The 19717-nt window shown below is 61.3% G+C and carries 25 protein-coding genes and 1 other RNA gene; 16 read left to right on the top strand and 10 right to left on the bottom strand.

The features are described from left to right. Positions 1–11: 11 nt before the first annotated feature. The 6 genes from Q0908_RS02565 to Q0908_RS02540 form a co-directional block, all read right to left on the bottom strand. Positions 12–428 carry an HIT domain-containing protein gene (locus tag Q0908_RS02565; RefSeq protein WP_299280858.1) on the bottom strand — a complete coding sequence of 139 codons (417 nt, stop codon included), beginning with the start codon at positions 426–428 and terminating at the stop codon, positions 12–14. Between the two features lie 81 nt (positions 429–509). Continuing rightward, positions 510–1496 (bottom strand): acryloyl-CoA reductase, encoded by a 987-nt coding sequence (gene acuI / locus Q0908_RS02560; RefSeq protein WP_299280857.1) that lies wholly within the window; start codon positions 1494–1496, stop codon positions 510–512. Between the two features lie 84 nt (positions 1497–1580). After that, positions 1581–2684: a dimethylsulfoniopropionate demethylase gene (locus tag Q0908_RS02555; protein ID WP_299280856.1), complete on the bottom strand. Its 1104-nt coding sequence runs from the start codon at positions 2682–2684 to the stop codon at positions 1581–1583. Further along, positions 2684–3193 (bottom strand): DinB family protein, encoded by a 510-nt coding sequence (locus tag Q0908_RS02550; RefSeq protein ID WP_299280855.1) that lies wholly within the window; start codon positions 3191–3193, stop codon positions 2684–2686. Before Q0908_RS02550 ends, Q0908_RS02555 begins: the two co-directional genes overlap by 1 nt. Further along, positions 3190–3897 (bottom strand): DUF1326 domain-containing protein, encoded by a 708-nt coding sequence (locus Q0908_RS02545; RefSeq protein ID WP_299280854.1) that lies wholly within the window; start codon positions 3895–3897, stop codon positions 3190–3192. Before Q0908_RS02545 ends, Q0908_RS02550 begins: the two co-directional genes overlap by 4 nt. 1 nt (position 3898) lies before the next feature. Beyond that, entirely contained in the window at positions 3899–4687 is a 789-nt protein-coding gene (locus Q0908_RS02540; protein ID WP_299280853.1) for a DUF2182 domain-containing protein, read from the bottom strand. A gap of 85 nt (positions 4688–4772) precedes the next feature. On the opposite strand from Q0908_RS02540, the gene Q0908_RS02535 reads away from it, so the two are divergent. The 12 genes from Q0908_RS02535 (at position 4773) to Q0908_RS02480 (ending at position 13349) form a co-directional block, all read left to right on the top strand. Continuing rightward, positions 4773–5528 carry a GntR family transcriptional regulator gene (locus tag Q0908_RS02535; RefSeq protein ID WP_299280852.1) on the top strand — a complete coding sequence of 252 codons (756 nt, stop codon included), beginning with the start codon at positions 4773–4775 and terminating at the stop codon, positions 5526–5528. A 71-nt stretch (positions 5529–5599) separates the two neighbouring features. Further along, positions 5600–7000, top strand: coding sequence for a selenium-binding protein SBP56-related protein (locus Q0908_RS02530; RefSeq protein WP_299280851.1), 1401 nt, complete (start codon positions 5600–5602; stop codon positions 6998–7000). A gap of 6 nt (positions 7001–7006) precedes the next feature. Then, positions 7007–7654, top strand: a complete 648-nt coding sequence (locus Q0908_RS02525; RefSeq protein ID WP_299280850.1) for a hypothetical protein — start codon at positions 7007–7009, stop codon at positions 7652–7654. A 74-nt stretch (positions 7655–7728) separates the two neighbouring features. Next, positions 7729–8421, top strand: a complete 693-nt coding sequence (locus tag Q0908_RS02520) for a 1-acyl-sn-glycerol-3-phosphate acyltransferase (RefSeq protein WP_299280849.1) — start codon at positions 7729–7731, stop codon at positions 8419–8421. A 42-nt stretch (positions 8422–8463) separates the two neighbouring features. After that, entirely contained in the window at positions 8464–8814 is a 351-nt protein-coding gene (locus Q0908_RS02515; RefSeq protein WP_299280848.1) for a DUF4345 family protein, read from the top strand. Between the two features lie 58 nt (positions 8815–8872). Continuing rightward, the gene (locus Q0908_RS02510) at positions 8873–9265 is read left to right on the top strand and encodes a DUF4345 family protein (protein ID WP_299280847.1); all 393 of its coding nucleotides are present in this window, start codon (positions 8873–8875) and stop codon (positions 9263–9265) included. A gap of 88 nt (positions 9266–9353) precedes the next feature. Further along, positions 9354–9704: a transfer-messenger RNA gene (gene ssrA, locus Q0908_RS02505) on the top strand. 78 nt (positions 9705–9782) lie between these two features. After that, positions 9783–10211, top strand: a complete 429-nt coding sequence (locus Q0908_RS02500) for a nuclear transport factor 2 family protein (RefSeq protein WP_299280846.1) — start codon at positions 9783–9785, stop codon at positions 10209–10211. A gap of 2 nt (positions 10212–10213) precedes the next feature. After that, complete coding sequence (locus Q0908_RS02495; protein ID WP_299280845.1) at positions 10214–10675, top strand: ester cyclase; 462 nt, start codon at positions 10214–10216, stop codon at positions 10673–10675. A gap of 126 nt (positions 10676–10801) precedes the next feature. Continuing rightward, positions 10802–11518 carry a rhodanese-like domain-containing protein gene (locus Q0908_RS02490; protein ID WP_299280844.1) on the top strand — a complete coding sequence of 239 codons (717 nt, stop codon included), beginning with the start codon at positions 10802–10804 and terminating at the stop codon, positions 11516–11518. Beyond that, positions 11518–12768 carry a chromate efflux transporter gene (chrA, locus tag Q0908_RS02485; RefSeq protein WP_299280843.1) on the top strand — a complete coding sequence of 417 codons (1251 nt, stop codon included), beginning with the start codon at positions 11518–11520 and terminating at the stop codon, positions 12766–12768. Before Q0908_RS02490 ends, chrA begins: the two co-directional genes overlap by 1 nt. Before the next feature lie 77 nt (positions 12769–12845). Then, positions 12846–13349 carry a ClpXP protease specificity-enhancing factor SspB gene (locus Q0908_RS02480; protein ID WP_299280842.1) on the top strand — a complete coding sequence of 168 codons (504 nt, stop codon included), beginning with the start codon at positions 12846–12848 and terminating at the stop codon, positions 13347–13349. Positions 13350–13352: 3 nt separating this feature from the next. Here Q0908_RS02480 and Q0908_RS02475 read toward each other — a convergent pair whose 3' ends face one another. Beyond that, positions 13353–13922: a hypothetical protein gene (locus Q0908_RS02475; RefSeq protein WP_299280841.1), complete on the bottom strand. Its 570-nt coding sequence runs from the start codon at positions 13920–13922 to the stop codon at positions 13353–13355. 183 nt (positions 13923–14105) lie between these two features. Between Q0908_RS02475 and fumC the strand changes: the two genes are divergently transcribed. The 4 genes from fumC to Q0908_RS02455 are packed head-to-tail and all read left to right on the top strand — an operon-like array spanning position 14106 to position 16150. Then, the gene (gene fumC / locus Q0908_RS02470) at positions 14106–15497 is read left to right on the top strand and encodes a class II fumarate hydratase (RefSeq protein ID WP_299280840.1); all 1392 of its coding nucleotides are present in this window, start codon (positions 14106–14108) and stop codon (positions 15495–15497) included. A 7-nt stretch (positions 15498–15504) separates the two neighbouring features. Further along, on the top strand, positions 15505–15714 hold the full coding sequence (locus Q0908_RS02465) for a DUF4169 family protein (protein WP_299280839.1): 210 nt from the start codon (positions 15505–15507) through the stop codon (positions 15712–15714). Between the two features lie 50 nt (positions 15715–15764). Continuing rightward, the gene (locus Q0908_RS02460) at positions 15765–15926 is read left to right on the top strand and encodes a hypothetical protein (protein WP_299147839.1); all 162 of its coding nucleotides are present in this window, start codon (positions 15765–15767) and stop codon (positions 15924–15926) included. Beyond that, positions 15923–16150, top strand: coding sequence for a ribbon-helix-helix domain-containing protein (locus tag Q0908_RS02455; RefSeq protein WP_299280838.1), 228 nt, complete (start codon positions 15923–15925; stop codon positions 16148–16150). The genes Q0908_RS02460 and Q0908_RS02455 overlap by 4 nt, the downstream gene beginning before the upstream one ends. On the opposite strand, the gene Q0908_RS02450 is transcribed toward Q0908_RS02455, so the two are convergent. The 3 genes from Q0908_RS02450 to Q0908_RS02440 all read right to left on the bottom strand — a co-directional run bounded on the left by Q0908_RS02450 (position 16139) and on the right by Q0908_RS02440 (position 19674). Further along, complete coding sequence (locus Q0908_RS02450; protein WP_299280837.1) at positions 16139–17032, bottom strand: fructose bisphosphate aldolase; 894 nt, start codon at positions 17030–17032, stop codon at positions 16139–16141. The two genes, Q0908_RS02455 and Q0908_RS02450, sit on opposite strands and share 12 nt — an antisense overlap. A 78-nt stretch (positions 17033–17110) precedes the next feature. Next, a complete protein-coding gene (locus tag Q0908_RS02445; RefSeq protein WP_299280836.1) occupies positions 17111–18457 on the bottom strand; it encodes a cytochrome P450 in 1347 nt (448 codons plus the stop codon). Further along, a complete protein-coding gene (locus Q0908_RS02440) occupies positions 18454–19674 on the bottom strand; it encodes a hypothetical protein (RefSeq protein ID WP_299280835.1) in 1221 nt (406 codons plus the stop codon). The genes Q0908_RS02445 and Q0908_RS02440 overlap by 4 nt, the downstream gene beginning before the upstream one ends. Between the last annotated feature and the right edge of the window lie 43 nt (positions 19675–19717).

Raw genomic sequence — 19717 nt, 5'->3', positions numbered from 1 at the left:
GGCACGCGGGTCTAAAGCGCCTTTGAGATCGCCTCGGCATGGCCCTTGATCGCGTCCATGTCGCCCATGGTCCCGGGCGCGCGCATCGCCACGCCTTCGTGGCGGGGATGGATGTGGAAATGGAGGTGGAAGACCTCCTGACCGCCTGCCGTCTCATTGAACTGCTGCAAGGTGATTCCGTCCGCCGCAAAGGCCGTCTTGGCCGCGTTGGCCACCCGTCTGACGGTCGCCATGACAGCGGCCAATTGCGCGTCCGAGGCATCTAGCACATTGCGGCATGGCGTCTTGGGGATCACTAGGCAATGCCCGTCCGTGCGCGGCATGATATCCATGAAACACAAGGTCTCGTCATCCTCGTAGACCTTGAAGGACGGGATCTCGCCCCGCAGAATCTTGGCAAAGATGTTCTGGTTGTCATAGGCGGTCATTGCGGCGTGCTCTCCCGTATATGGTGCTGCGCCCCACGAGGTTTAGGGGGCGCTGGAAACGATGCAAGGATCGTGGCGCAATCAGGCGTTGACGTCCACAACCACGCGGCCCTTGACCTGACCGGCCAGAATATCCGCACCAAGTTTGGGCAGATCGGACAGGGTTGCGGGCTGCACCATGTCTTCGAGCTTGTCCATGGGCAGATCCTTGGCGATGCGGCTCCACGCGCGCAGCCGGTTGTCGTATGGCTGCATCACAGAGTCGATGCCAAGCAGGTTCACACCGCGCAGCAGGAAGGGAATGACCGTGGCCGGCAGGCCCGCACCACCCGCCAGACCAACGGCCGCCACGCTGGCCCCGTATTCCATCTGACCCAACACACGGGCCAGCATCGCGCCGCCGACAGCATCGACACAGCCACCCCAGGTCTCGCCCTCAAGGGGACGTTTGACTGTTTCGTTGATCTCTTCACGCGCGACAATCTGGCTCGCGCCAAGCGCGGTGAGGTAGTCGGCTGTTTCAGGGCGCCCCGTGACACCGGCCACCTTGTGACCCAGATTTGCCAGGATCGCAGTGGCAACAGACCCGACACCCCCTGCTGCGCCGGTCACCAGGACAGGGCCAGCCTTCAACCCTTGATCTTCCAACGCCATTACAGCCAGCATCGCTGTGAAACCAGCCGTGCCCACCGCCATCGCCTGCCGGGTATCGAGGCCGTCGGGCAGCGGGACAAGCCAGTCGGCCTTAACCCGTGCCTTCTGAGAGTATCCCCCCCAATGCGCCTCACCTACCCGCCATCCGGTCAGCACAACCTTGTCGCCGGGGGCATAGCGGTCATCGTCTGATGCCTCGACGGTGCCTGCAAAATCAATGCCCGGAATGTGGGGATAGTTGCGCACCAACCCACCGCCGGGACCAATGCAAAGCCCATCCTTGTAATTGACGGTGGAATACTCGACCGCGACGGTCACCTCTCCGGCAGGCAGATCATCCAGCGACATCTGGCGCACCACAGCGGAGGTCTTGCCGCTGTCTTCATCCTTGTCCACCACCAACGCATCAAACATATCGCTCTCCTGTCCGGGGGCTGATCCCCTGCTTCATTTCGCCAAATAAACCGCGGGGTCTGGGGCAGCGCCCCAGTCCGACGATCAAATCCAGAACGCATCCTGCACTGTTGCGCGGGCCATACCATCCGGTGTCTCAACTTCCAACGGGGTGCCGGGATCCCAATGCGTCATGCGCACCATACCAATGGCCACATTGGTCTCAAAATCGGGGGACCAGGCGGCAGATGTCACCTGCCCAACCCGCTTGCCACCACCATAAAGCGGCCACACCCGATCACATCCGGGCACCGGATCTCCATGGATCGCGATCGGGCGGATCTGCTGGACAGGGCCTTCCTTGGACACCCGCAACAACGCGTCGCGCCCGATACAGCCAATCGCCGTTTGCGTGTCGCAGAACCGGCCCAGACCGCATTCATGCGGGGTGTTGTCGTCGGTCATGTCGTTGCCGTAGGACAGCAAGCCCGCCTCGATCCGCTCGATCCCGTTGGGGCAGCCTGCGCGCACGTTGAGGTCCTCACCGGCGGCAAACAGCACCTCCCAAAGCGGCATTCCGATTTCGGTGCCATCAACGTAAATTTCGAACCCACCCTGCTTGGAATAGCCCGAGCGCGCGATCGCCAGATCGCGCCCCTCGAACTGGAACATGTCAAAGCGGAAAAATCGGATGTCGCGGATGCGGTCGCCAAAGACGCGCGCCATCAGGTCGTCTGATTTCGGCCCCTGCACTGCAAGCGGAGAGATATCGGGCTCATCCACCAGCACGTCCAGACGATAGCCGTTGGCGATGCCCTTGACCCAGAGCAGCAGATCGGAATCCGCAATGGAAATCCACCACCGATCCTCGCTCAGCTTGACCGCCACTGGGTCATTCAACATGCCGCCCGTCTCATCCACGATGGGCACATAGTAACACTGTCCCGGCAGCATCCGGCGCAGATCGCGCGGGGTGAGCATCTGCATCAAACGCCCCGCATCCGGTCCGCGCAGCTCGACCTGCCGCTCGACCGACACATCCCAGACCTGCACGTGATCTTTCAGATGGCGATAATCTGCCTCAACGCTCTCGAAAACCGTGGGCAGCAACATGCGGTTATAAACGGTGTAGGCCTTGACGCCCGCCGCCTCAACGCCAGCGGAAAACGGCGTGCGGCGCAGCCGACGCGAAGGGGATATTGCGGCCATCATTCATCCTCAGGCATAAAGACCATGTCACTGACCGGAGCCTCGCCCCCGGCGGCTGTCATCATCGCGTGCACTTGGCCGCGATGGTGTATCTGGTGGTTGAAAAAGTGGACCACGCAATTGGCGAAGGGCTGTTGAAAATCGCGCTTCAACGTCCCGGAATACCAGGACAATTCGCCCTTCAGGTCGAGTGTGCGCAGCGTGTCCGCCCACATGCGGATTGCCCCGTCCATACGGAACCGCTCAGCAGTCCACACCGCGAAAGTCGGGGTGAACTCGGCATGTTTGGCGGGCGGTATGCCCGGCGGGCTGATGCGCGGCTCAAACCGACTCATCCACAAGGTGTCGCCCCACAGGATATGGTTCAGCGTCGCCATGATCGACCCAAAGAACGCGCCGCGATCCTCGCGCAATTCGGCATCGGTCATGTCGGTCAGCAGCGTGGTCAACTGGCGGTTCTGCCACGCATTGTACCGGGCCATCGAACGGACATACCCGGCCTCAATCATGGTTTGGGGCCTTTCCAATCAATCGGGCAGATCTCAGCCGATTTGCCACCAAAATCCCAGATGCGCCCGTAATCGCGCACTTTCGATTTCAGACCGCGCGCCGCGATAATGTCCGGCCCCATCCAGTACTTCGAGTTGGTGATCATCACCGGGTGATCTTCGGATTTGCCAGTGATCATCTCGATCTCGCCCTGAATCTTGCGCCCGATATAGAGGCCACGTTTCTTGCCGTCGCGCACGATCTCGACCTTTTCGCGCTCGGCCCCAACGATGTCGCTGACCAGCATGGTGAACAGGCCAGTCGTGCCGCCCGCCGCGCCGGAGAAAATCTGGAGCAACCCGTTATAGGCTTTCCCGCTCGCACGCTCGTCCACATAAGCCGCCACGCGCCAGCCGCCCTCGCCCATGCGGCCCGGAATGTCGACCATCAGACCGACATTCAGGCCCGACAGATCCTCGCCCTCGTAATGGCCTTCGTCGATCGCAATGGCCATCCACGCATGGCAATGCCCTTCGGTGGGCGGGTGCGCACCGAGGGACACGACGCAGGGGCAGAACAATTCGCACGAGCAGTTCAGGAACAACTCGCCCTTGATCGCCCACTCGGTCGGCGTCATCTGGCGGCGGCCCGGGTTCGGCATCCGGCTATCGATGCGTTGGCTGATCGGCAGCTTGTCCGCGTCGGGGCGTCGTTTTACGGCCATCTCATAGTCCTCCGATATAGGGCCACGCGAGTACCGCGAGACCGGCGACGATCAGGATCGCCCCCATGGGTTTGGTCACAACATGCCCGATCTGGGGTAGTTTTTCGAGCACCATGAACAGGGTGGCAAGGCCCATCCAGGCCAGGCTCATCACGCCACCGACGAAGCCGAGCGCCATGAATCCCCAGCAACAGCCTACGCAGAATGCGCCAAGACCAAGGCCCATGCGCACCCCGCCTGCAAAGCCGGTGCGCCAGTGACCCAGAAAATACATCATCGGGGAATGGCAGACGCCGTGGCAGACCTCTTTGGCGCGCGTGAACTGGAAGGCACCGACGGCCAGCAACAGCAGCCCCGCGAAGGTCGTCGTTTTCGATATACCGAGCATGTCGACCACCCCGCCATAAAGCAGCGTCAGTTGCACGCCCGCGATCAGCGCGGCGAAGGCGAGCCACACCAGCAGATAGCCGGAAATCACACCGACCCACCCTGCCCTTGTGCCGGTGGCCGACACCATCAGATCCTCATAAGCGCGCAGGGTCGGCACCAGAGTCGGCAGCATCATCGCCGCCATCATGATCGCCCACATCGCGAACAGCGGACCAAAGTTGGCCATGGGCATATACATCGGCATCCGCGGATCCATCGCAGCCATACGCGCGCCCATCTCGCCGGGCCGCCCGAACAGGTCCACATCCATGTCCATCGACATGGTGAACAGCACCCACCATGCCGCCAGAATGGCCCCGAAGAAGCCCAGCCACAAAGTTGAGCGAACAAGATGCGGCATGCGTCCTCCCAAACCGTGCTGCGACTCAATGCTTGCCAGATTAAATGTCAGACATTAAAATGCCAGACAATTAAAAAGTGACCAAATGAAAATTGACCCTGATAGCAGCGCCGACTTTTCCGCCCAGATTGCGAAGGCGATCCGGGACGCGATTGTCGCTGGCGATCTGATGGTGGATCAGCGCCTGCCGAGCGAGGCGGAACTGGCAGAACAATTCGATGTCTCCCGCCCCACCGTGCGCGAGGCGCTCAAGCGGCTGGCGGCCCAATCCCTGATCCGCACGCAACGTGGGGCCACGGGTGGCGCCTTCGTGAACCGGCTGCGGTTCGAGGATGCCTATGCGCAGGCCGTGACCACCTCGACGCTGCTTTTGTCAATGAACGCGGTCAGCTTTGATGTGGCCTGTGAGGCGCGCTATGCGCTCGAACGGGCCTGTGCGCCCCTGTCGGCCGCGCGGCGCACGCCGGATCATCTGGCCACCATGCGCGCCGAAATCACCCGCCAGTCCGAACCCGGGCTGAGTGACGAGGCATTTTGCGCCTCTGACGTCACCTTTCACCGCGCGCTGGTAGATGCGGCAGGCAACCCGATGCTCAGCTATCAACTTGCCGGTGCGGTCGAGGCGATGCAGCCGCTGATGAACATGATCACCTTCACCGCCCGCTCGCGCGAGCGCATCGTGATGATGCATCAGAACATGGTCGCAACCCTTGAGGCGCGCGATGCCTTGGGCACCGAAGCGGCCCTTGCTGCGCTCGAAAGTTATACCCGCGATCTGGGCCACACCGTTGTGGCCGAACGCACAAACCGCAAAGACAGGACCAAGGAGAAGACCGCCTGACCCCTCTCACATAAGGTCAATTAAGACAGGCAGGGGCCGGGCACAGTGCAACATACGTCAGGGAGGACGCTATGAATTTGAGACCAGACCCCACATTTCACCCCTCGCCCAAAATGGCGATGGAAGCCCCGGTTGAGACGCTCGCATTTACGCTGATGCTCAGCCCTGATGGCACCAAGCCCGACGGGCTGGCCGTCGTCGATGTTGACCCGAAATCAGACAGTTATGGGCAGATCGTGCACGAGCTCTACGTGCCCAACCTTGGCGATGAGTTTCACCATTTCGGCTGGAACGCCTGTTCGTCGTCCCTCTCGCCCCTGACCGGCCATGCCTTTCTGGAACGCCGCTACCTGATCATTCCGGGCATTCGCTCGTCCCGCATCTACATCATCGACGTCAAAGACCCCCGCGACGCCAAGATCCACAAGATCATCGAACCCGAGGAGTTGATGGCCAAGACGGGCTATTCCCGCCCCCACACGATCCATTGCGGCCCCGAGGGCATCTATGTCTCGACCCTTGGCGGGGGCGGCGCGGATGGCACTGACGGCCCTCCGGGCATTTTCATCATGGATTGTCAGACATTTGAAATCCAGGGCCGCTACGAGATGGATCGCGGCATTCAGGACAAGCATTACGATTTCTGGTGGAACCTGCCGCGTGACTACATGGTGAGTTCGGAATGGGGTCTGCCCCCGCAGTTCGAGAATGGGGTCGTGCCCGAGGACTTGCTGTCCAACAAATACGGCCACACCATCCATTTCTGGGATCTGCGCGCGCGCAAGGTGGTGAAATCGCTGGATCTGGGCGAAAATCACCAGATGGCGCTGGAGATCCGCCCGGCCCACGATCCGGTGAAGGAATACGGCTTTTGCGGTGTGGTGGTGGACACCACCAACCTGCAGGGCGCGATCTTTACCTGGTGGCGCGATGAGGCTGGCGAATGGCAGGCCAAGAAAACCATCACCATCGACCCTGTCCCTGCGGATGCAGACGACCTGCCAGAGCTGCTGAAGGGATTTGGTGCGGTGCCGCCGCTTGTGACAGATATCGACCTCAGCTTGGACGACAAATACCTCTATGTCGCTTGTTGGGGTCTGGGCGAGATGCACCAGTATGACGTCAGCGACCCGATGAACCCTGTTCTGGCGGGTAAGGTCGAAATCGGCGGGATCGTGGCCAAGCACAAGCACCCCAATGGCGAGGATTTCGGCTATGGCCCGCAGATGGTCGAGATCAGCCGCGATGGTAAGCGCGTCTACTGGACCAACTCGCTTTATTCCACATGGGACGATCAGTTCTATCCTGGAGATCGGGGCGCGGCGATGGTCATGGCGCATGTGGGTGAAAATGGCGGGCTGACGCTGGACAAAAAGTTCTGGACAAAATTCCCTGAAGGCTACCGCAGTCACCAGATCCGGCTTGAGGGTGGGGACTGTTCGACTGACAGCTTCTGCTATCCGTCTGTTTAGATGGACATGACAACTGCGGCGGGCCTCTGGCTCGCCGTAATCCTTTCGGGGCTCTATCACGGGCTGAATCCCGGCATGGGCTGGCCGCTGGCTGTCTCCTCTGCGCTGTTCGAGCGGCGGCGCGCAGCCCTTTGGCCCGCGCTCGGCGCACTGTCCGCAGGGCATTTCGCGGCGATGCTGGGCATCCTGCTGCCCTTTTCGATGATGACCCTGCTGATCGACTACGAGCGGGAAATCCGTCTCGGGGCCGGGATCATCGTCATAGGTATGGGTGTCTTCCTCGCCATCACCCGCCGCCATCCAAGGTTTCTCGCGCGCATCCCGCCCCATCGCCTCGCGCTGTGGTCCTTCCTCGTCGCCCTCGCGCACGGTGCCGCCCTGATGCTGGTGCCTATCTATCTGGGCCTCTGCGCCATCGAGGAACTGGACGCAGGTCACCGCGCCGCCTCGGCCCTGATGGCCACCACGGCCCTCGCCCTTGGCGTGGCCGTGCTGCACACCGCCGCCATGATGGGATCAGGTGGGGCCATGGCCTATGCCACCCACCGCTGGTTGGGCCTGCAATTCCTCTCCCGCAGCTGGTTCGACCTTGAACTCGTCTGGACGCTCAGCCTGATCGTGGTCGGTGGGCTGGGCCTCTGGATGGCGCTATAGCGTTCAAATAGGCATTGACGCTGCGCAACCAGACCGAGAGGGTGGGCCAACCGACGCAACCCGAAATGAGGCTCATGCTCCGCCTGATCGACGCCACAGTTGGCAAATGGGTGCGCCACACGCTGTTCATCCTGATCCGCAGCTACTACGCGCTGTTTTACAACGTCAGTTGTTCGGGCAAGCACCTGCTGCAAACCGACCACGGCACGCTGATCCTTGCCACCCACGTGAGCCGCCATGACGGGCCCCTCATTTCGGCAATCCTGTATTCGACCAAGCGGATCCGCCCGACAGTCCATTACGACGAATATTACCACTGGATGCAGTGGCTGCCGATGTGGATCGGGTCTGCCATTCCAATGAGTTCGCCTAAATCCTGGCCCGATGAGCGGCGTGCGGCGCGAAAACAACAGACCTTGCGGGTGATCCACCGCGTGCTGGACAACGGCAACTGCGTGCTGCTGTTTCCTGCGGGCATGGCCCGGCGCCAACCGCAAGAAATCATCGCGCCGGGGCTGTCAGGGTTGCATGACATATTGCGCAGCAAGCCCGACACACCCGTCGTCCTGCTGCGGCTTGACGGGTTGGGGCAGTTCCAGCGCGCCACCCATGATCTGTTCTGGAGCTTTCTGGGGCGCACAAAGGGGCGCCGCCATGTCAGCGTCGCCATCACCCCGCTGACCGATCTGGACCCGGATCTCCCCCTGCCCGCCTTCAACGCGCGGCTCGAAGAGTTGCTGAACACGCCTATCACGGATGATCTGTGAGGCGCGCTTGTCAAAGAGCGGCGCGGGCTCTACCTGCGTGGCATGACTGACACGCTCAACATCATCGCCTGCCTGCTAACCATCGGCTTCGGGCTGTTCGGATTTCTCGCGCCGCGCTACACCGCCGGTGCGCTCGATCTGACCACAACCCACAGCACCATGGGGCTGAGCGAGCTGCGCGCAAGCGTCGGCGGCTTGTTCGTGGTGGCCGGGCTTGGGGCGCTGTGGCTTGATCATCCCTTGGGCTATGGCATGATCGGCTTTGCCTTTGCCGGAGCGGCTTTGGGTCGGGCTGTGTCGCTGGCGCTCGACAAGCCGCCATTTGCCAAAGTGATGCTGTTTGGTGGGATCGAGGCGGCGCTGGCCGCTTGGTTCATCGCCGCCAATCTTTGAACCAATTCCAAGGTTGCGCGTTGGGCGGTGAAATGCACCTCGCCCGGAGCGCCCGCCCATGGACTGGATCACTCTCATCAACTACGCGCTTGTGGTGCTCACTATCGGCTTTGGCGCACTGGGCTGGCTCGCGCCGCGCTACACGATGGACACGGTGGACCTCAAGGATGGCGGCTCGACCATGGGCCGATCCGAAGTGCGGGCAGCATCGGGGGCGCTGTTTGTGGTCGCCGGGATCGGGGCACTGATCCTGCACACACCGGCGGCGTTTGCCACGATCGGCTTCATCTGGGCTGGCGGAGGGCTGGGGCGGTTAACCTCGCTGATCCTGGACGGCCAAACCCGGCTCAAATGGATTTTCTTTGCCAGTGAAGTGGCTGTGGCCGCTGTTGCCCTTGCTATCAATATCGGTGGGCAGGTTGTGATGACTGCCGCCTACTCATCTCTTTAGGGCAGTATATCGTTTATATGCAGATGTTTATGCGCCAATTCTTATGTATAACATGAACTGAGAGCTGTCGCTCCGAAAAAGTCACCAGCAGATTGCAACCGGCACCCCATGCGCCTATATTGCGATTGTCCTTCGGGACTATGGACATAAACGCGCTCGTAATAAGCGGATCGGACCCGGGGGCGGTACCCGGCGACTCCACCAAACATCCCTTCATTTGGGGGACCATGGGGTCGAAATAGGATCGACGGACGTCTAAAGGGGTTTGCTTTGTCTCGGCTGTCTGCCACCGTTACCGGCGAAACTTGTACAATTGCAAATGACAATCGTGCTCCAATGGCAGTCGCAGCGTAAGCTGTTACTAACATTGAAACTTAAGTCCTTGCGCCTAGCAGCGTAAGGCGGGGTTCGCAGGCACCTGGCAACAGAAGCCTGCACTTTTCCACCCCCCTTCAGAGGTTGTTAAGACCGCCTTGCTACATCCGAAGTCCATTGGATGGTCGCGGAAGGGCGTCACATGCCGCAAAAGCTCGAAACGCTACAAACCTATTTTGAGGATATCTGGGTCAAGGGCGATCTGACAGCAATCCCGCGGGTGATGGCGCCGGATGCGCGCACGCGGGGGATTATGGGCGATATGCCCTTTGATGCGGATGACTTCACCGAATTGGTCAGCATGGTGCGGGAATTGCTGGGTCCGATTCAGGTGTCCTACCCGATTGTGGTGGAGCAGGATGACTGGCTGTCTGCGTTGGTCGAAATCAAGAGCCAGTCCGCCGAAACCGGCGCGCCCGTCCATGTGTTCAACCAGATCATAGCCCGGTTTGAGGGCGGGCAAATGGTGCAGATCAACAGCGGTGTGGATTCCCTGTCGCTGTTTGAACAACTTGGCCTCCTGCCTGAGGATGCGATGGCCATCATGCTCAGCGGAAATCGCCTCAATTGACCTTGTCCGAGCCATATCAACGCGGTGCAACACGGGCTAAGAAAACGTCCGAGATCCTGCGCGCCTTTTATACCGAGATATGGGAAAAGGCCCAATTTGATCGAATCGACGACTATTTTGCGCCCGCCTCGACGCAGTCCATACTTGTCGCGGACCGGGCCGTTGATGTGAGCGAGGTGCGCGAGTGGATGCTGATCCTCAACCGGCTCGTTCGCGATATCAAGGTGCGGTTCATCCACGCCATCGACAGCGGTGATTGGGCCTCGGCCTTTCTCGAGGTTTCATGCACATCGCGCACGGATGGCAAAGCTGTGGTCGTCTATCAACAGATCATGTCACGCCAAGCCGACGGCGTGCTGGTCGAAAGCTATCCCCAGTTCGATATGCTGCGCTTTTTCGAACAGCTTGGCCAATTGCCAGCCGATGTCTATCCCTTGCTGATGGGCGGCAATCGCCTCACCTGAAGGCTTGACGCCGCGCGGTCGCCACAATACCCATTGCCCATGGGGCCAATCGCGACTGCCCCATCAGGCCGCAGGAACGCCTTGGCCCAAATGTCGCATCTTTTGTTATGCTCAAAGGATGCTCCATTGGACCAGACCCTCACGATTTCCGCTGATGATGTGATGCGCACGCTTGCCACACCACAAGCCCCTACCCTGATTGACGTTTGTATTCCCGAAGATATCGCCGCCGATCCGTGGCGGGTGCCAGGCGCGCGCCATGTCTCGCATCTTGACATTCAGGACTGGGCCGGCTGCAGACCGGCACCGGGACCAGTGGTTGTGATCTGCCAAAAGGGGTTGAAACTCAGCCATGGGGCGGCGGCGCTGCTGCGCGCCCAAGGGATCGCGGCGCGCGCTCTTGAAGGTGGCAACCAGAATTGGGCGGCCCGCGACCTGCCCCGCATCGCGCTGAACGCGCACCCCGAAATTGACGCTCCATGGGTGTTGCCCGCCAACTCAAACGCCGCGACCGTGGCCGCTTGGGTCATCTACCGCTGGTTTGATGCTGCCGCCACCGTGATGTGGGTCCCGTCCGCCATGTGCGACGAGGTCGCGATGCGCTTTGGTGCAACCGCGCCCAGCCTTACCTCGCTGGCCGCGTTTTGCACGCGCTTCGGCCTTGATCATCCCTCGTTATCGGCATTCCTGACTGAAATAGATAAGGGAACGCCCGGTTGGTTGCCCTTGCTGAAAGCCGCAGGAGCGCAATGCGACCGGCCCGAAACCGCATGCGCCGCCGCCTTGCCCATTCTTGACACTGCATGGGCCGCGCACCTCACTGCGTTGCGCGAGGTGACATAATGCAGCCCGATTGGACCCACATGACCCGCGTGTTTGGCCGGATCGGCTTGCTGTCGTTTGGCGGCCCCGCTGCTCAGATCGCGTTGATGCACGACGCCCTTGTCAGCCGCGAAAAGTGGCTGACTGAGGCGGAGTATCTGCGCGCCCTGTCGCTGTGCATGTTGTTGCCTGGCCCCGAAGCGATGCAGCTGGCCACCTATGCGGGCTGGCGGCTGCGCGGCGTGGCGGGCGGACTGCTCGCCGGTTTGCTGTTTGTCATGCCCGGAGCCTGCGTGATATTTGGCCTTGCCATCGGATACGTCCATTTCGGCAATCTGCCTTTGGTGCAGGCCGCATTTCTGGGGGTCAAAGCTGCGGTGATCGTGGTGGTGCTGCAAGCACTGCTACGCCTTGGCACAAAGGCGTTGAAGGGGGCCGCTGCGTGGATGTTGGCCGGGCTTGCTTTCATTGCCCTCTTTGCCTTCGGGGTGCCGTTTCCCCTCATCGTGATTGCAGCCGGGCTGTTTGGATCTCTCTCAACCCCGCCTCAGACCCCGGCCGTGCCCGGTGCCCCCGCACGCACCAACACGCCCCGGATAATTGCGACTTGGGGGGCGATCTGGGCCAGCCCCGTGGCGCTGCTATGGATCGCGGATCAAGCCTTTCTGCTTGAGGTCGCGCTGTTCTTCTCCAAGCTGGCGGTGGTCACCTTTGGCGGGGCCTATGCGGTGCTCGCCTATATGACCCAAACGGTGGTGCAGGAGTTCGGCTGGATCAGCACCGGGCAGATGATCGACGCTCTGGGGCTCGCTGAAACCACGCCGGGCCCGCTGATCCTAGTGACGCAATTTGTGGCCCTGCTGGCAGGCTATGCGCAGGGCGGTCTTGGCATGGCGGTTATCGCGGGGGGCGTGGCGCTGTGGGTCACCTTCACGCCGTGTTTCTTGTGGATTTTCGCGGCGGGCCCATACCTCGACCAGATCGCGGCGCGCCCTCGGCTGGCGGCGGCCCTGGCGGCCATCACGGCGGCCGTGGTCGGCGTTATTTTGAACCTGTCGGTCTGGTTTGCGTTGCACGTGCTGTTTGGCGAGGTGGCGACCATGCCCGGGCTCGCGTTGCCGATCCCAGATATTGACACGCTCAACTTTTGGGCATTGATCCTGACGGGTCTCGCAGGCGTCCTGATGCTGGGCGCGAGGCTGCCTTTGCTGTTGGTTCTGGCGCTTATGGCGGTGCTTGGTTGCGCGATATCGCTGAACGGGCTCACTTAATCCGCCTCATTGCGCGCGCCCCTCTTTTCACGGCGATAAATTGGGATATGGTGGAGATGTAACCCATGAGGAGCGCCATGAGCCGGAGCATAGATTACGGCAACCTGATGCATGAGGCCATGCGCGGTCTCATTCGCAAGGTATTGCTCGACGTGGCAGACAATGGGCTGCCCGGCTCGCACCACTTTTTCATCACCTTTGACACCAGCCACCCGGATGCCGAACTGGCGGACTGGCTGAGTGATCGCTACCCCGGCGAAATGACGGTCGTGATGCAGCACTGGTATGATAAGCTGGACGTGGGTGTCGAAGGGTTTGCCGTGACGCTGAACTTCGGGGATGCGCCAGAGCCGCTTTATATCCCTTACGACGCGATCAAGACCTTTGTGGACCCATCGGTGGAATTCGGGCTGCGCTTTGAATCGCAGGACGAGGACGGCGACGATGCCGCTGTCACCACACCGCCCGAGATCATGCCAAGCCATGCGACATCCGCCCCAAAGGACGTGGATGCCGACACCAAGGACACGGAAACGGGCAAGGACGCCGAAGTCGTCTCTCTCGACAGTTTCCGCAAGTAACTTCTAGCTTTTGGTCAGAAACGTCTCGACCGCGCGTTGAATGGCCCCATCCCGAATGGTCTGAAAGCGCAATTGCAAGCCGCCCTCGGCCAGCGTCCGGTCATATTGTTGCAGGCTATAGCCCCCATCCGCGCCGACAAACAGCGAATACACCGTCAAGGTTTGCCCCGAAACGCGCGCCCAGACATAGGGTTCGCCTTTCATCGGATCAAGCTGCACCTCATGCCCGAACACGTTCTTCTTTTGCGCGGCGGCATAGACAGCTTCGCGGTCGCTCGGGACAAAATCGATGGTATAGGATTTTTCTTTGGTGCTTCCGTCAGGGCGATAGGTCACGGAGGTCCATTGCACCTGAAATCCGGCCTTTGTGCCCGAAATCACGACGCTCATGTCGCGCGGAATTTTACTGCCATCCAGCGCGGTCACTTCGGCCGAGCCTGCATAGCTGCCGTAAAACGCGTCCAACTCCGCCCTAGCCTGCCCTGCCAGCAAGAGCAGCGCGACGCTCAGCGCCATCAAGGCCCCGATCATCGGGCGCAAGACCGGCCATGTGGCGGTGCGGGTGGTGTTCATGGGCTGATTTCCTTGGTTGCGCGCATCTTTCTAGGCTCAATATAGGTACTCAATCGTTAACTTACACGTGTTTTGCATCACATCCATGTGCCCGCATTGCAGCAACCCCGCGCTGCGCTTGTTTACGCCGCGTAGCCTCGGTACATGCTAGAGGCGACAACATATACCAGCAAGGAGCCGCCCATGGCCGAGACCCGCACCGAATCCGACAGCTTTGGACCGCTTGAGGTTCCGGCCGACAAATACTGGGGCGCCCAAACCCAACGTTCGATCATGAACTTTCCGATTGGCTGGGAAAAACAGCCCCTGCCCATCGTGCGCGCCCTTGGGGTGATCAAGAAAGCCTGCGCGATGCAGAACAAGGCTCAGGGCACGCTGGAGGCGCGCCTTGCGGACGCCATCATCGAAGCGGCGGGCGAAGTGGTCGCAGGCAAGTTCGACGACAACTTTCCGCTTGTGGTATGGCAGACCGGGTCCGGCACCCAGTCGAATATGAACGCCAATGAAGTCATCGCAAACCGTGCCATCGAAATTCTGGGCGGCGTGATCGGATCGAAAGACCCCGTCCACCCCAACGATCACTGCAACATGGGCCAGTCCTCCAACGACACCTTCCCGACGGCCATGCACATATCGACCGCGATGACGGCACGCGATGTGCTGTTGCCGGGGCTCGAAAAGCTGCACGCCGCGCTGCAGTCCAAGGTCGAGGCCTTTGACGGCATCATCAAGATCGGCCGCACGCACACGCAGGACGCCACCCCCCTGACGCTCAGTCAGGAATTTTCCGGCTACACCCATCAGGTCGCAATGGGCATCCAGCGCGTGAAGGACGCGCTTGGCCGCATTTACGAGCTGGCCCAGGGTGGCACGGCTGTGGGCACGGGCCTCAACACCCAAGTGGGCTGGGCCGAGGCGGTTGCGGCCCATATGGCCGACATCACCGACCTGCCCTTTGTCACGGCACCCAACAAGTTCGAGGCGCTGGCCGCCCACGACGCTATGGTCGAAATATCAGGCGCACTGAAGACGGTTGCTGCGTCGCTGTTCAAGATCGCCAATGACATCCGCCTGCTTGGATCAGGCCCGCGCTGTGGTCTGGGCGAGTTGGTGTTGCCCGAGAACGAACCCGGCTCGTCCATCATGCCGGGCAAGGTCAACCCGACCCAATGCGAGGCGTTGACCCAGGTTTGCGCGCACGTGATGGGCAATGACGCGGCTGTCGGCTTTGCGGGTTCACAAGGGCATTTCGAGTTGAACGTCTACAAGCCCATGATGGCCTATAACGTGCTGCAATCCATGCAATTGTTAGGCGATGCGGCCTCGGCCTTTACCGACAATCTGGTGGACGGGCTGCAAGCGGACGAGGTGCGTATCGACAAGCTGATGCGTGAATCCCTGATGCTGGTCACGGCCCTTGCGCCCGAAATCGGCTATGACAACGCCACCAAGGTCGCCAAGACCGCGCACAAGAACGGCACCACCCTGCTGGAAGAGGCGATTGCCCTCGGCTTTGTGGATGAGGAAACGTTCAACCGCGTGGTGCGCCCCGAAAACATGATTGGACCCACGTGAGCCGCCCATGAGCGATCAGCCCGTCAACCTGAACAAAATCCGCAAGGCCCGCGCCCGCACGACCGCAAAGGCGCAGGCGGACGCGAATGCGGTGCGGTTCGGGCTGACCAAAGATCAGAAAATGCGCGCCAAAGGCGAAAACTCCCGCGTGACGCGCATTTTCGACGGTAAAGCCCTGCAAACGCCCCCGAACGGATCAGATGATGGCATTGAATAGCCATAATAGGCGGCCATGTTTGGCGCTGATTACGACGAGCAGGTGTCTTTATGGACCACGAGATTGATTATGCCGCACGACGTCGCGCCCGGGCATTGCGGCGCGCCCGGCGCTACATTCATGCCAATACAGGGGCTTTGGCGCGCCTGTTGAACACCTATGAACGGATTGGGGCGCTGGATCCGGCGCGTCGCTTCTGGGCTGAGCATTGAGCACACGGCCCCAAAAGCACTCATTGACCCTCAAAGGGCACCGCACCAGCGTATCACTGGAACCTGAATTCTGGACAGCGTTCCGCGACATTGCCGCCGCACAATCCATTCCAATCAACGTATTGGCCAGCGACATTGATGCATCACGTGAAGCTGATGTCGGCCTCGCCTCGGCGATCCGGGTCTATGTGCTTGCGTGGTACAAGGACCGTTCAGGCGATTGACGCCCGATAGATCTGGTCGATATTGCTGCCAAGGGCGGCGCGGAATCCGTCTTCGTCCATATCCCGCTGCAACCCTTCGGTCAGGGCACGGCTGAAACTTGCGATCATCTTGTGGTTCTGCGCGAGCCGTGCGCTGGCGTCCTGCGTGGAATAACCGCCCGACAGGGCGACCACGCGCATCACACGCGGATGATCCGCCAGCGCATCATATAGACCCGGTTGTTCAGGCAGCGTGAGTTTCAGCATGATGTTTTGCCCGTCGCCAAGCTGTTCCGTGTGGCGCATCAGGGCATCGGCCAGCAGCGCCTCGGCCTCGGCTTTGGTGGCGGACTTGATATTCACCTCGGGCTCGATGATCGGCACCATGCCCGCCTCAATCACCGCATGGGCCACCTCGAACTGGTTGGCGACGATGGCATCAACGCCCGCCGCATTGGCACCATGCACGACCGAGCGTTCCTTGGTCCCGTAGACCCCCATTTCCCTGGCAGCGGCCAGTGTGTCCGCCAGCCCCGGAATAGGTTTCAGCACCTGAACATCGTCGCGTTCTTCCATCAGTCCCTTGTCGATCTTGAGGAAGGGCACGACGCCGCGCTTGTCCCACAGATAGGATGGCACCGCCTGCCCCTCGATCTGTTCTCCAAGAGTCTTTTCAAACAGGATCGTGCCGATGACCTTTTGGCTGGTAAAGTCTGGGGCCGTCATGATCCGCGCCCGCATCCGCTGGATTTCAGCGAACATCGCCTCTTCGCTGTCGTACTCGGCCGCGTCCACCCCGTAGAGCGCCAGCGCCTTTGGCGTCGAGCCACCCGACTGGTCCAAAGCCGCGATAAAGCCAGCCCCGTTTTCCATCTGGTCGCGCATTTTCGCAAAATCGGGCATGGTCGTCTCCGGCGTCAAGTTTCTGATATATCAGAACTAACCCATTCGGACCGCGCGGGTAATCCCGCCGAACCCATGTTAGCGCTGCCGTTTGCGCAAATTCAGCCATATGCCGTCCTGCGCCCGCACCGTAAGGTGTGCCACAGGCACTGGAACACGCTCAGGCACCACCGTAACTTCGGTATCACGCAGCAATCTCGCGAGAATCAGCGGCCCCTCGACCATGGCAAAGCCCGCGCCCGTACACACCCGTGCCCCTGCGGAAAACGGGATGAAGGCGTCGCGCTGACAGGTCTTACCGTTCTCGGTATGCCAGCGGGCGGGGTCGAAATCGTCAGGCCTGTCCCAAAGTCGGGTGTGTCGGTGCAGGTGCCAGGGGCTGAGCACCAACTGACTGCCTTTGCGCACATCCCGGTCGCGGAACCGTTCCGGGCACGTCGCCTCGCGCACCATCATCGGCACGGGCGGGTAGAGGCGCAGAGTCTCGCGGAACACCTCGCGGGTGACCGGCAGTTTCGACATGACGCCGAAATCGCAGTCCTGGAGCGCCTGTGCCTCACTTGCAACCTTCGCCTGCCAATCGGGATAGAGCGCCAGCAGATAGAGCGCCCAGGCCAAGGCCGACGCGCTCGTCTCGTGCCCCGCGAGGAAGAAGATCGCGACCTGATCCACCATTTCCTCGGCCGAGAACGTGTCGCCGGTTTCGGGGTCCGCAGTCGTCATGATCTTGGTCGCCAGGTCATCCGGTGCTGTCCCTTGCGCGATCTCGTCTGCCCGCTGCGCAACCAGTTGCGTGATCAGCGCCCTGATCCGCGCCGCACTGGCCCGCGTGTCACGACGAAACAGGCGCGGCATCCATCTTGGCAGCGGCACGAAGGCCGCAAGGTTCAGGATCGGCTGGCTGCGCTGATAGGCCCGGAATTCGTGAAACACCGCACTGGCCAGCTCATTCTCGATCGGAATAGAAAACAGCGTGCGAAAGATCACATCGGCGGCGGCATGGCTGGTCTGTTCCTCGATCTCCGTGACCCCATCGGGCAATCGCGCGGCGGCGGCTTCTGAGGCGGCCCACATTGCCGGAAATGTCTCGCGCAGCCGCCCGCCCTCGAACGCCGGGTCGATGATGCGCCGCTGCCGCTTCCATGTTTCGCCATTGGTCAGGAACACCGAGTTACCGAGCAGCGGGCGCAACCCCTCGCCGATCCGGTCCGATTTCGGGAAATCGTCGGGACGATCCTTCAGCACGGTCTTCACAAGATCGGGCTGGTTCATCAGATAGCTGCGAAAGAACGGTGTGCGAAATTCGGCCATCCACGCGCGATAGAGCCGCGCGGGCTGCGCCGACAGGATGTCGCGGCGAAAGAGCTGCATATAGCGCCACAGCGACACGCGGTCCGGGCGGCTGGCGGGCTTGGGCGGGATCATGCGGCGACGGAGGTGTATTTGGACACGGCGTGGTCGATCCGCGACTTTGACGCCGGGCGATCCGCATAGCGCGCACCAAGCGTCAGCGGACCCGCCGTGATCTGGAAATAGTCATAGTCTTTGGGTCGATCGAAGGCGCACATGTATTGGAAATGCAACCGGAAGAACCGCCAGCGCAGCGCCTTCCACCGTTCAGGGCTGAGGGTCTGGGTAAAGGCGGCGGAAAAGACCAGCGGCCAGCGTTTGTCTGCCGGGGCCACGCCCGAGACTGCCACCGGATCGCATAGCGCGAAGGCGCAGCCATCGCCGGGTGCTGTCACGTCCACCCAAGTCAGCTCGTCCCGGCGCGACAGGTATTGCAGGTCGGCACGCAGCCGGTGCGCGGCGGGCAGGAAGGACACCATAGGCACCACCTGCCCAAGCGACAGGAACCCCAATGCGGGCCCGTCAGGCGCGACCTTTCTGGCGCGGATCAGATCGGCGAGGATCGACACCGCCAGATGCGCGCCCGAGGAGTGGCCAACCACCAGCACCTCGTCTGCGTCCGTGTTCAGGGCGGCGGCAATGCTGTTCTGAAACTCCGACATCCGCGCCTCGAGCGCGGGCGGGTTTGCCCCGCGCGAGGCGGCGGAATAGGCGTAGTCGTGCATCAGGTAGTAGGCGAAAAACTTGCCGTCCTTGGCCTTGAACCAGCGCAGCAGTGCCACGAATACGACCGCTCCCCCAGCCACACCAACCCATGCGCCCATGGTCCCTGTCAGGGCCCCAAGTCGCGCCACCAACGACCATATCACGACGGCCAACAGCAATTGCCCCAGCAACATCGCCACCGGATAAAGGGCTGCCAACACCGGCCCCTTGCGCAGGCGCATTAGCCGCCACAGCGCACCGGTGGTGATGTAAATCCATGCGGTGCGCAGCAGTTGCAGATACGTCCCGGGGATCGAGGCGTCCATGCTGTCGCGCACGATGTCTGACCAGACCAGCACTTCGATATCGGCATGGGTGTCGGTCCCGTCGATGCACGTATCCACCTGCCAGCCATAGTGACCGCTGCCCGCCCCCGGTTTCAGCGCAAGCTTGTAGCCAGAAACCTTGGCCTGCGCGGCCCCCTCGCGACGGTACAACTCACGGTAGCGGCGGGGATGAATCGGGTCATAACCGGGGATGTAGAACACCCGGCGACGGCTCACTTTGGGGGGATGCGAACTGCTCATGACTGCACCTGATTTTGGCGCACTCTAGCGGGTTTCTTGGGCC

The sequence above is a fragment of the uncultured Tateyamaria sp. genome, assembly GCF_947494755.1.
Lineage (GTDB): Bacteria > Pseudomonadota > Alphaproteobacteria > Rhodobacterales > Rhodobacteraceae > Tateyamaria.
The sequence above is the reverse complement of the archived record's forward strand: the minus strand, read 5'-3'. Positions and strand labels throughout refer to the sequence as shown.

Bases quoted from the DNA above. Each gene is read 5' to 3' on its own strand.
- Q0908_RS02565 (WP_299280858.1), bottom strand. From the start codon at position 428: ATGACCGCCTATGACAACCAGAACATCTTTGCCAAGATTCTGCGGGGC.
- acuI (WP_299280857.1), bottom strand. From the start codon at position 1,496: ATGTTTGATGCGTTGGTGGTGGACAAGGATGAAGACAGCGGCAAGACC.
- Q0908_RS02555 (WP_299280856.1), bottom strand. From the start codon at position 2,684: ATGGCCGCAATATCCCCTTCGCGTCGGCTGCGCCGCACGCCGTTTTCC.
- Q0908_RS02550 (WP_299280855.1), bottom strand. From the start codon at position 3,193: ATGATTGAGGCCGGGTATGTCCGTTCGATGGCCCGGTACAATGCGTGG.
- Q0908_RS02545 (WP_299280854.1), bottom strand. From the start codon at position 3,897: ATGGCCGTAAAACGACGCCCCGACGCGGACAAGCTGCCGATCAGCCAA.
- Q0908_RS02540 (WP_299280853.1), bottom strand. From the start codon at position 4,687: ATGCCGCATCTTGTTCGCTCAACTTTGTGGCTGGGCTTCTTCGGGGCC.
- Q0908_RS02535 (WP_299280852.1), top strand. From the start codon at position 4,773: ATGAAAATTGACCCTGATAGCAGCGCCGACTTTTCCGCCCAGATTGCG.
- Q0908_RS02530 (WP_299280851.1), top strand. From the start codon at position 5,600: ATGAATTTGAGACCAGACCCCACATTTCACCCCTCGCCCAAAATGGCG.
- Q0908_RS02525 (WP_299280850.1), top strand. From the start codon at position 7,007: ATGACAACTGCGGCGGGCCTCTGGCTCGCCGTAATCCTTTCGGGGCTC.
- Q0908_RS02520 (WP_299280849.1), top strand. From the start codon at position 7,729: ATGCTCCGCCTGATCGACGCCACAGTTGGCAAATGGGTGCGCCACACG.
- Q0908_RS02515 (WP_299280848.1), top strand. From the start codon at position 8,464: ATGACTGACACGCTCAACATCATCGCCTGCCTGCTAACCATCGGCTTC.
- Q0908_RS02510 (WP_299280847.1), top strand. From the start codon at position 8,873: ATGGACTGGATCACTCTCATCAACTACGCGCTTGTGGTGCTCACTATC.
- Q0908_RS02500 (WP_299280846.1), top strand. From the start codon at position 9,783: ATGCCGCAAAAGCTCGAAACGCTACAAACCTATTTTGAGGATATCTGG.
- chrA (WP_299280843.1), top strand. From the start codon at position 11,518: ATGCAGCCCGATTGGACCCACATGACCCGCGTGTTTGGCCGGATCGGC.
- Q0908_RS02480 (WP_299280842.1), top strand. From the start codon at position 12,846: ATGAGCCGGAGCATAGATTACGGCAACCTGATGCATGAGGCCATGCGC.
- Q0908_RS02475 (WP_299280841.1), bottom strand. From the start codon at position 13,922: ATGAACACCACCCGCACCGCCACATGGCCGGTCTTGCGCCCGATGATC.
- fumC (WP_299280840.1), top strand. From the start codon at position 14,106: ATGGCCGAGACCCGCACCGAATCCGACAGCTTTGGACCGCTTGAGGTT.
- Q0908_RS02465 (WP_299280839.1), top strand. From the start codon at position 15,505: ATGAGCGATCAGCCCGTCAACCTGAACAAAATCCGCAAGGCCCGCGCC.
- Q0908_RS02460 (WP_299147839.1), top strand. From the start codon at position 15,765: ATGGACCACGAGATTGATTATGCCGCACGACGTCGCGCCCGGGCATTG.
- Q0908_RS02450 (WP_299280837.1), bottom strand. From the start codon at position 17,032: ATGCCCGATTTTGCGAAAATGCGCGACCAGATGGAAAACGGGGCTGGC.
- Q0908_RS02445 (WP_299280836.1), bottom strand. From the start codon at position 18,457: ATGATCCCGCCCAAGCCCGCCAGCCGCCCGGACCGCGTGTCGCTGTGG.
- Q0908_RS02440 (WP_299280835.1), bottom strand. From the start codon at position 19,674: ATGAGCAGTTCGCATCCCCCCAAAGTGAGCCGTCGCCGGGTGTTCTAC.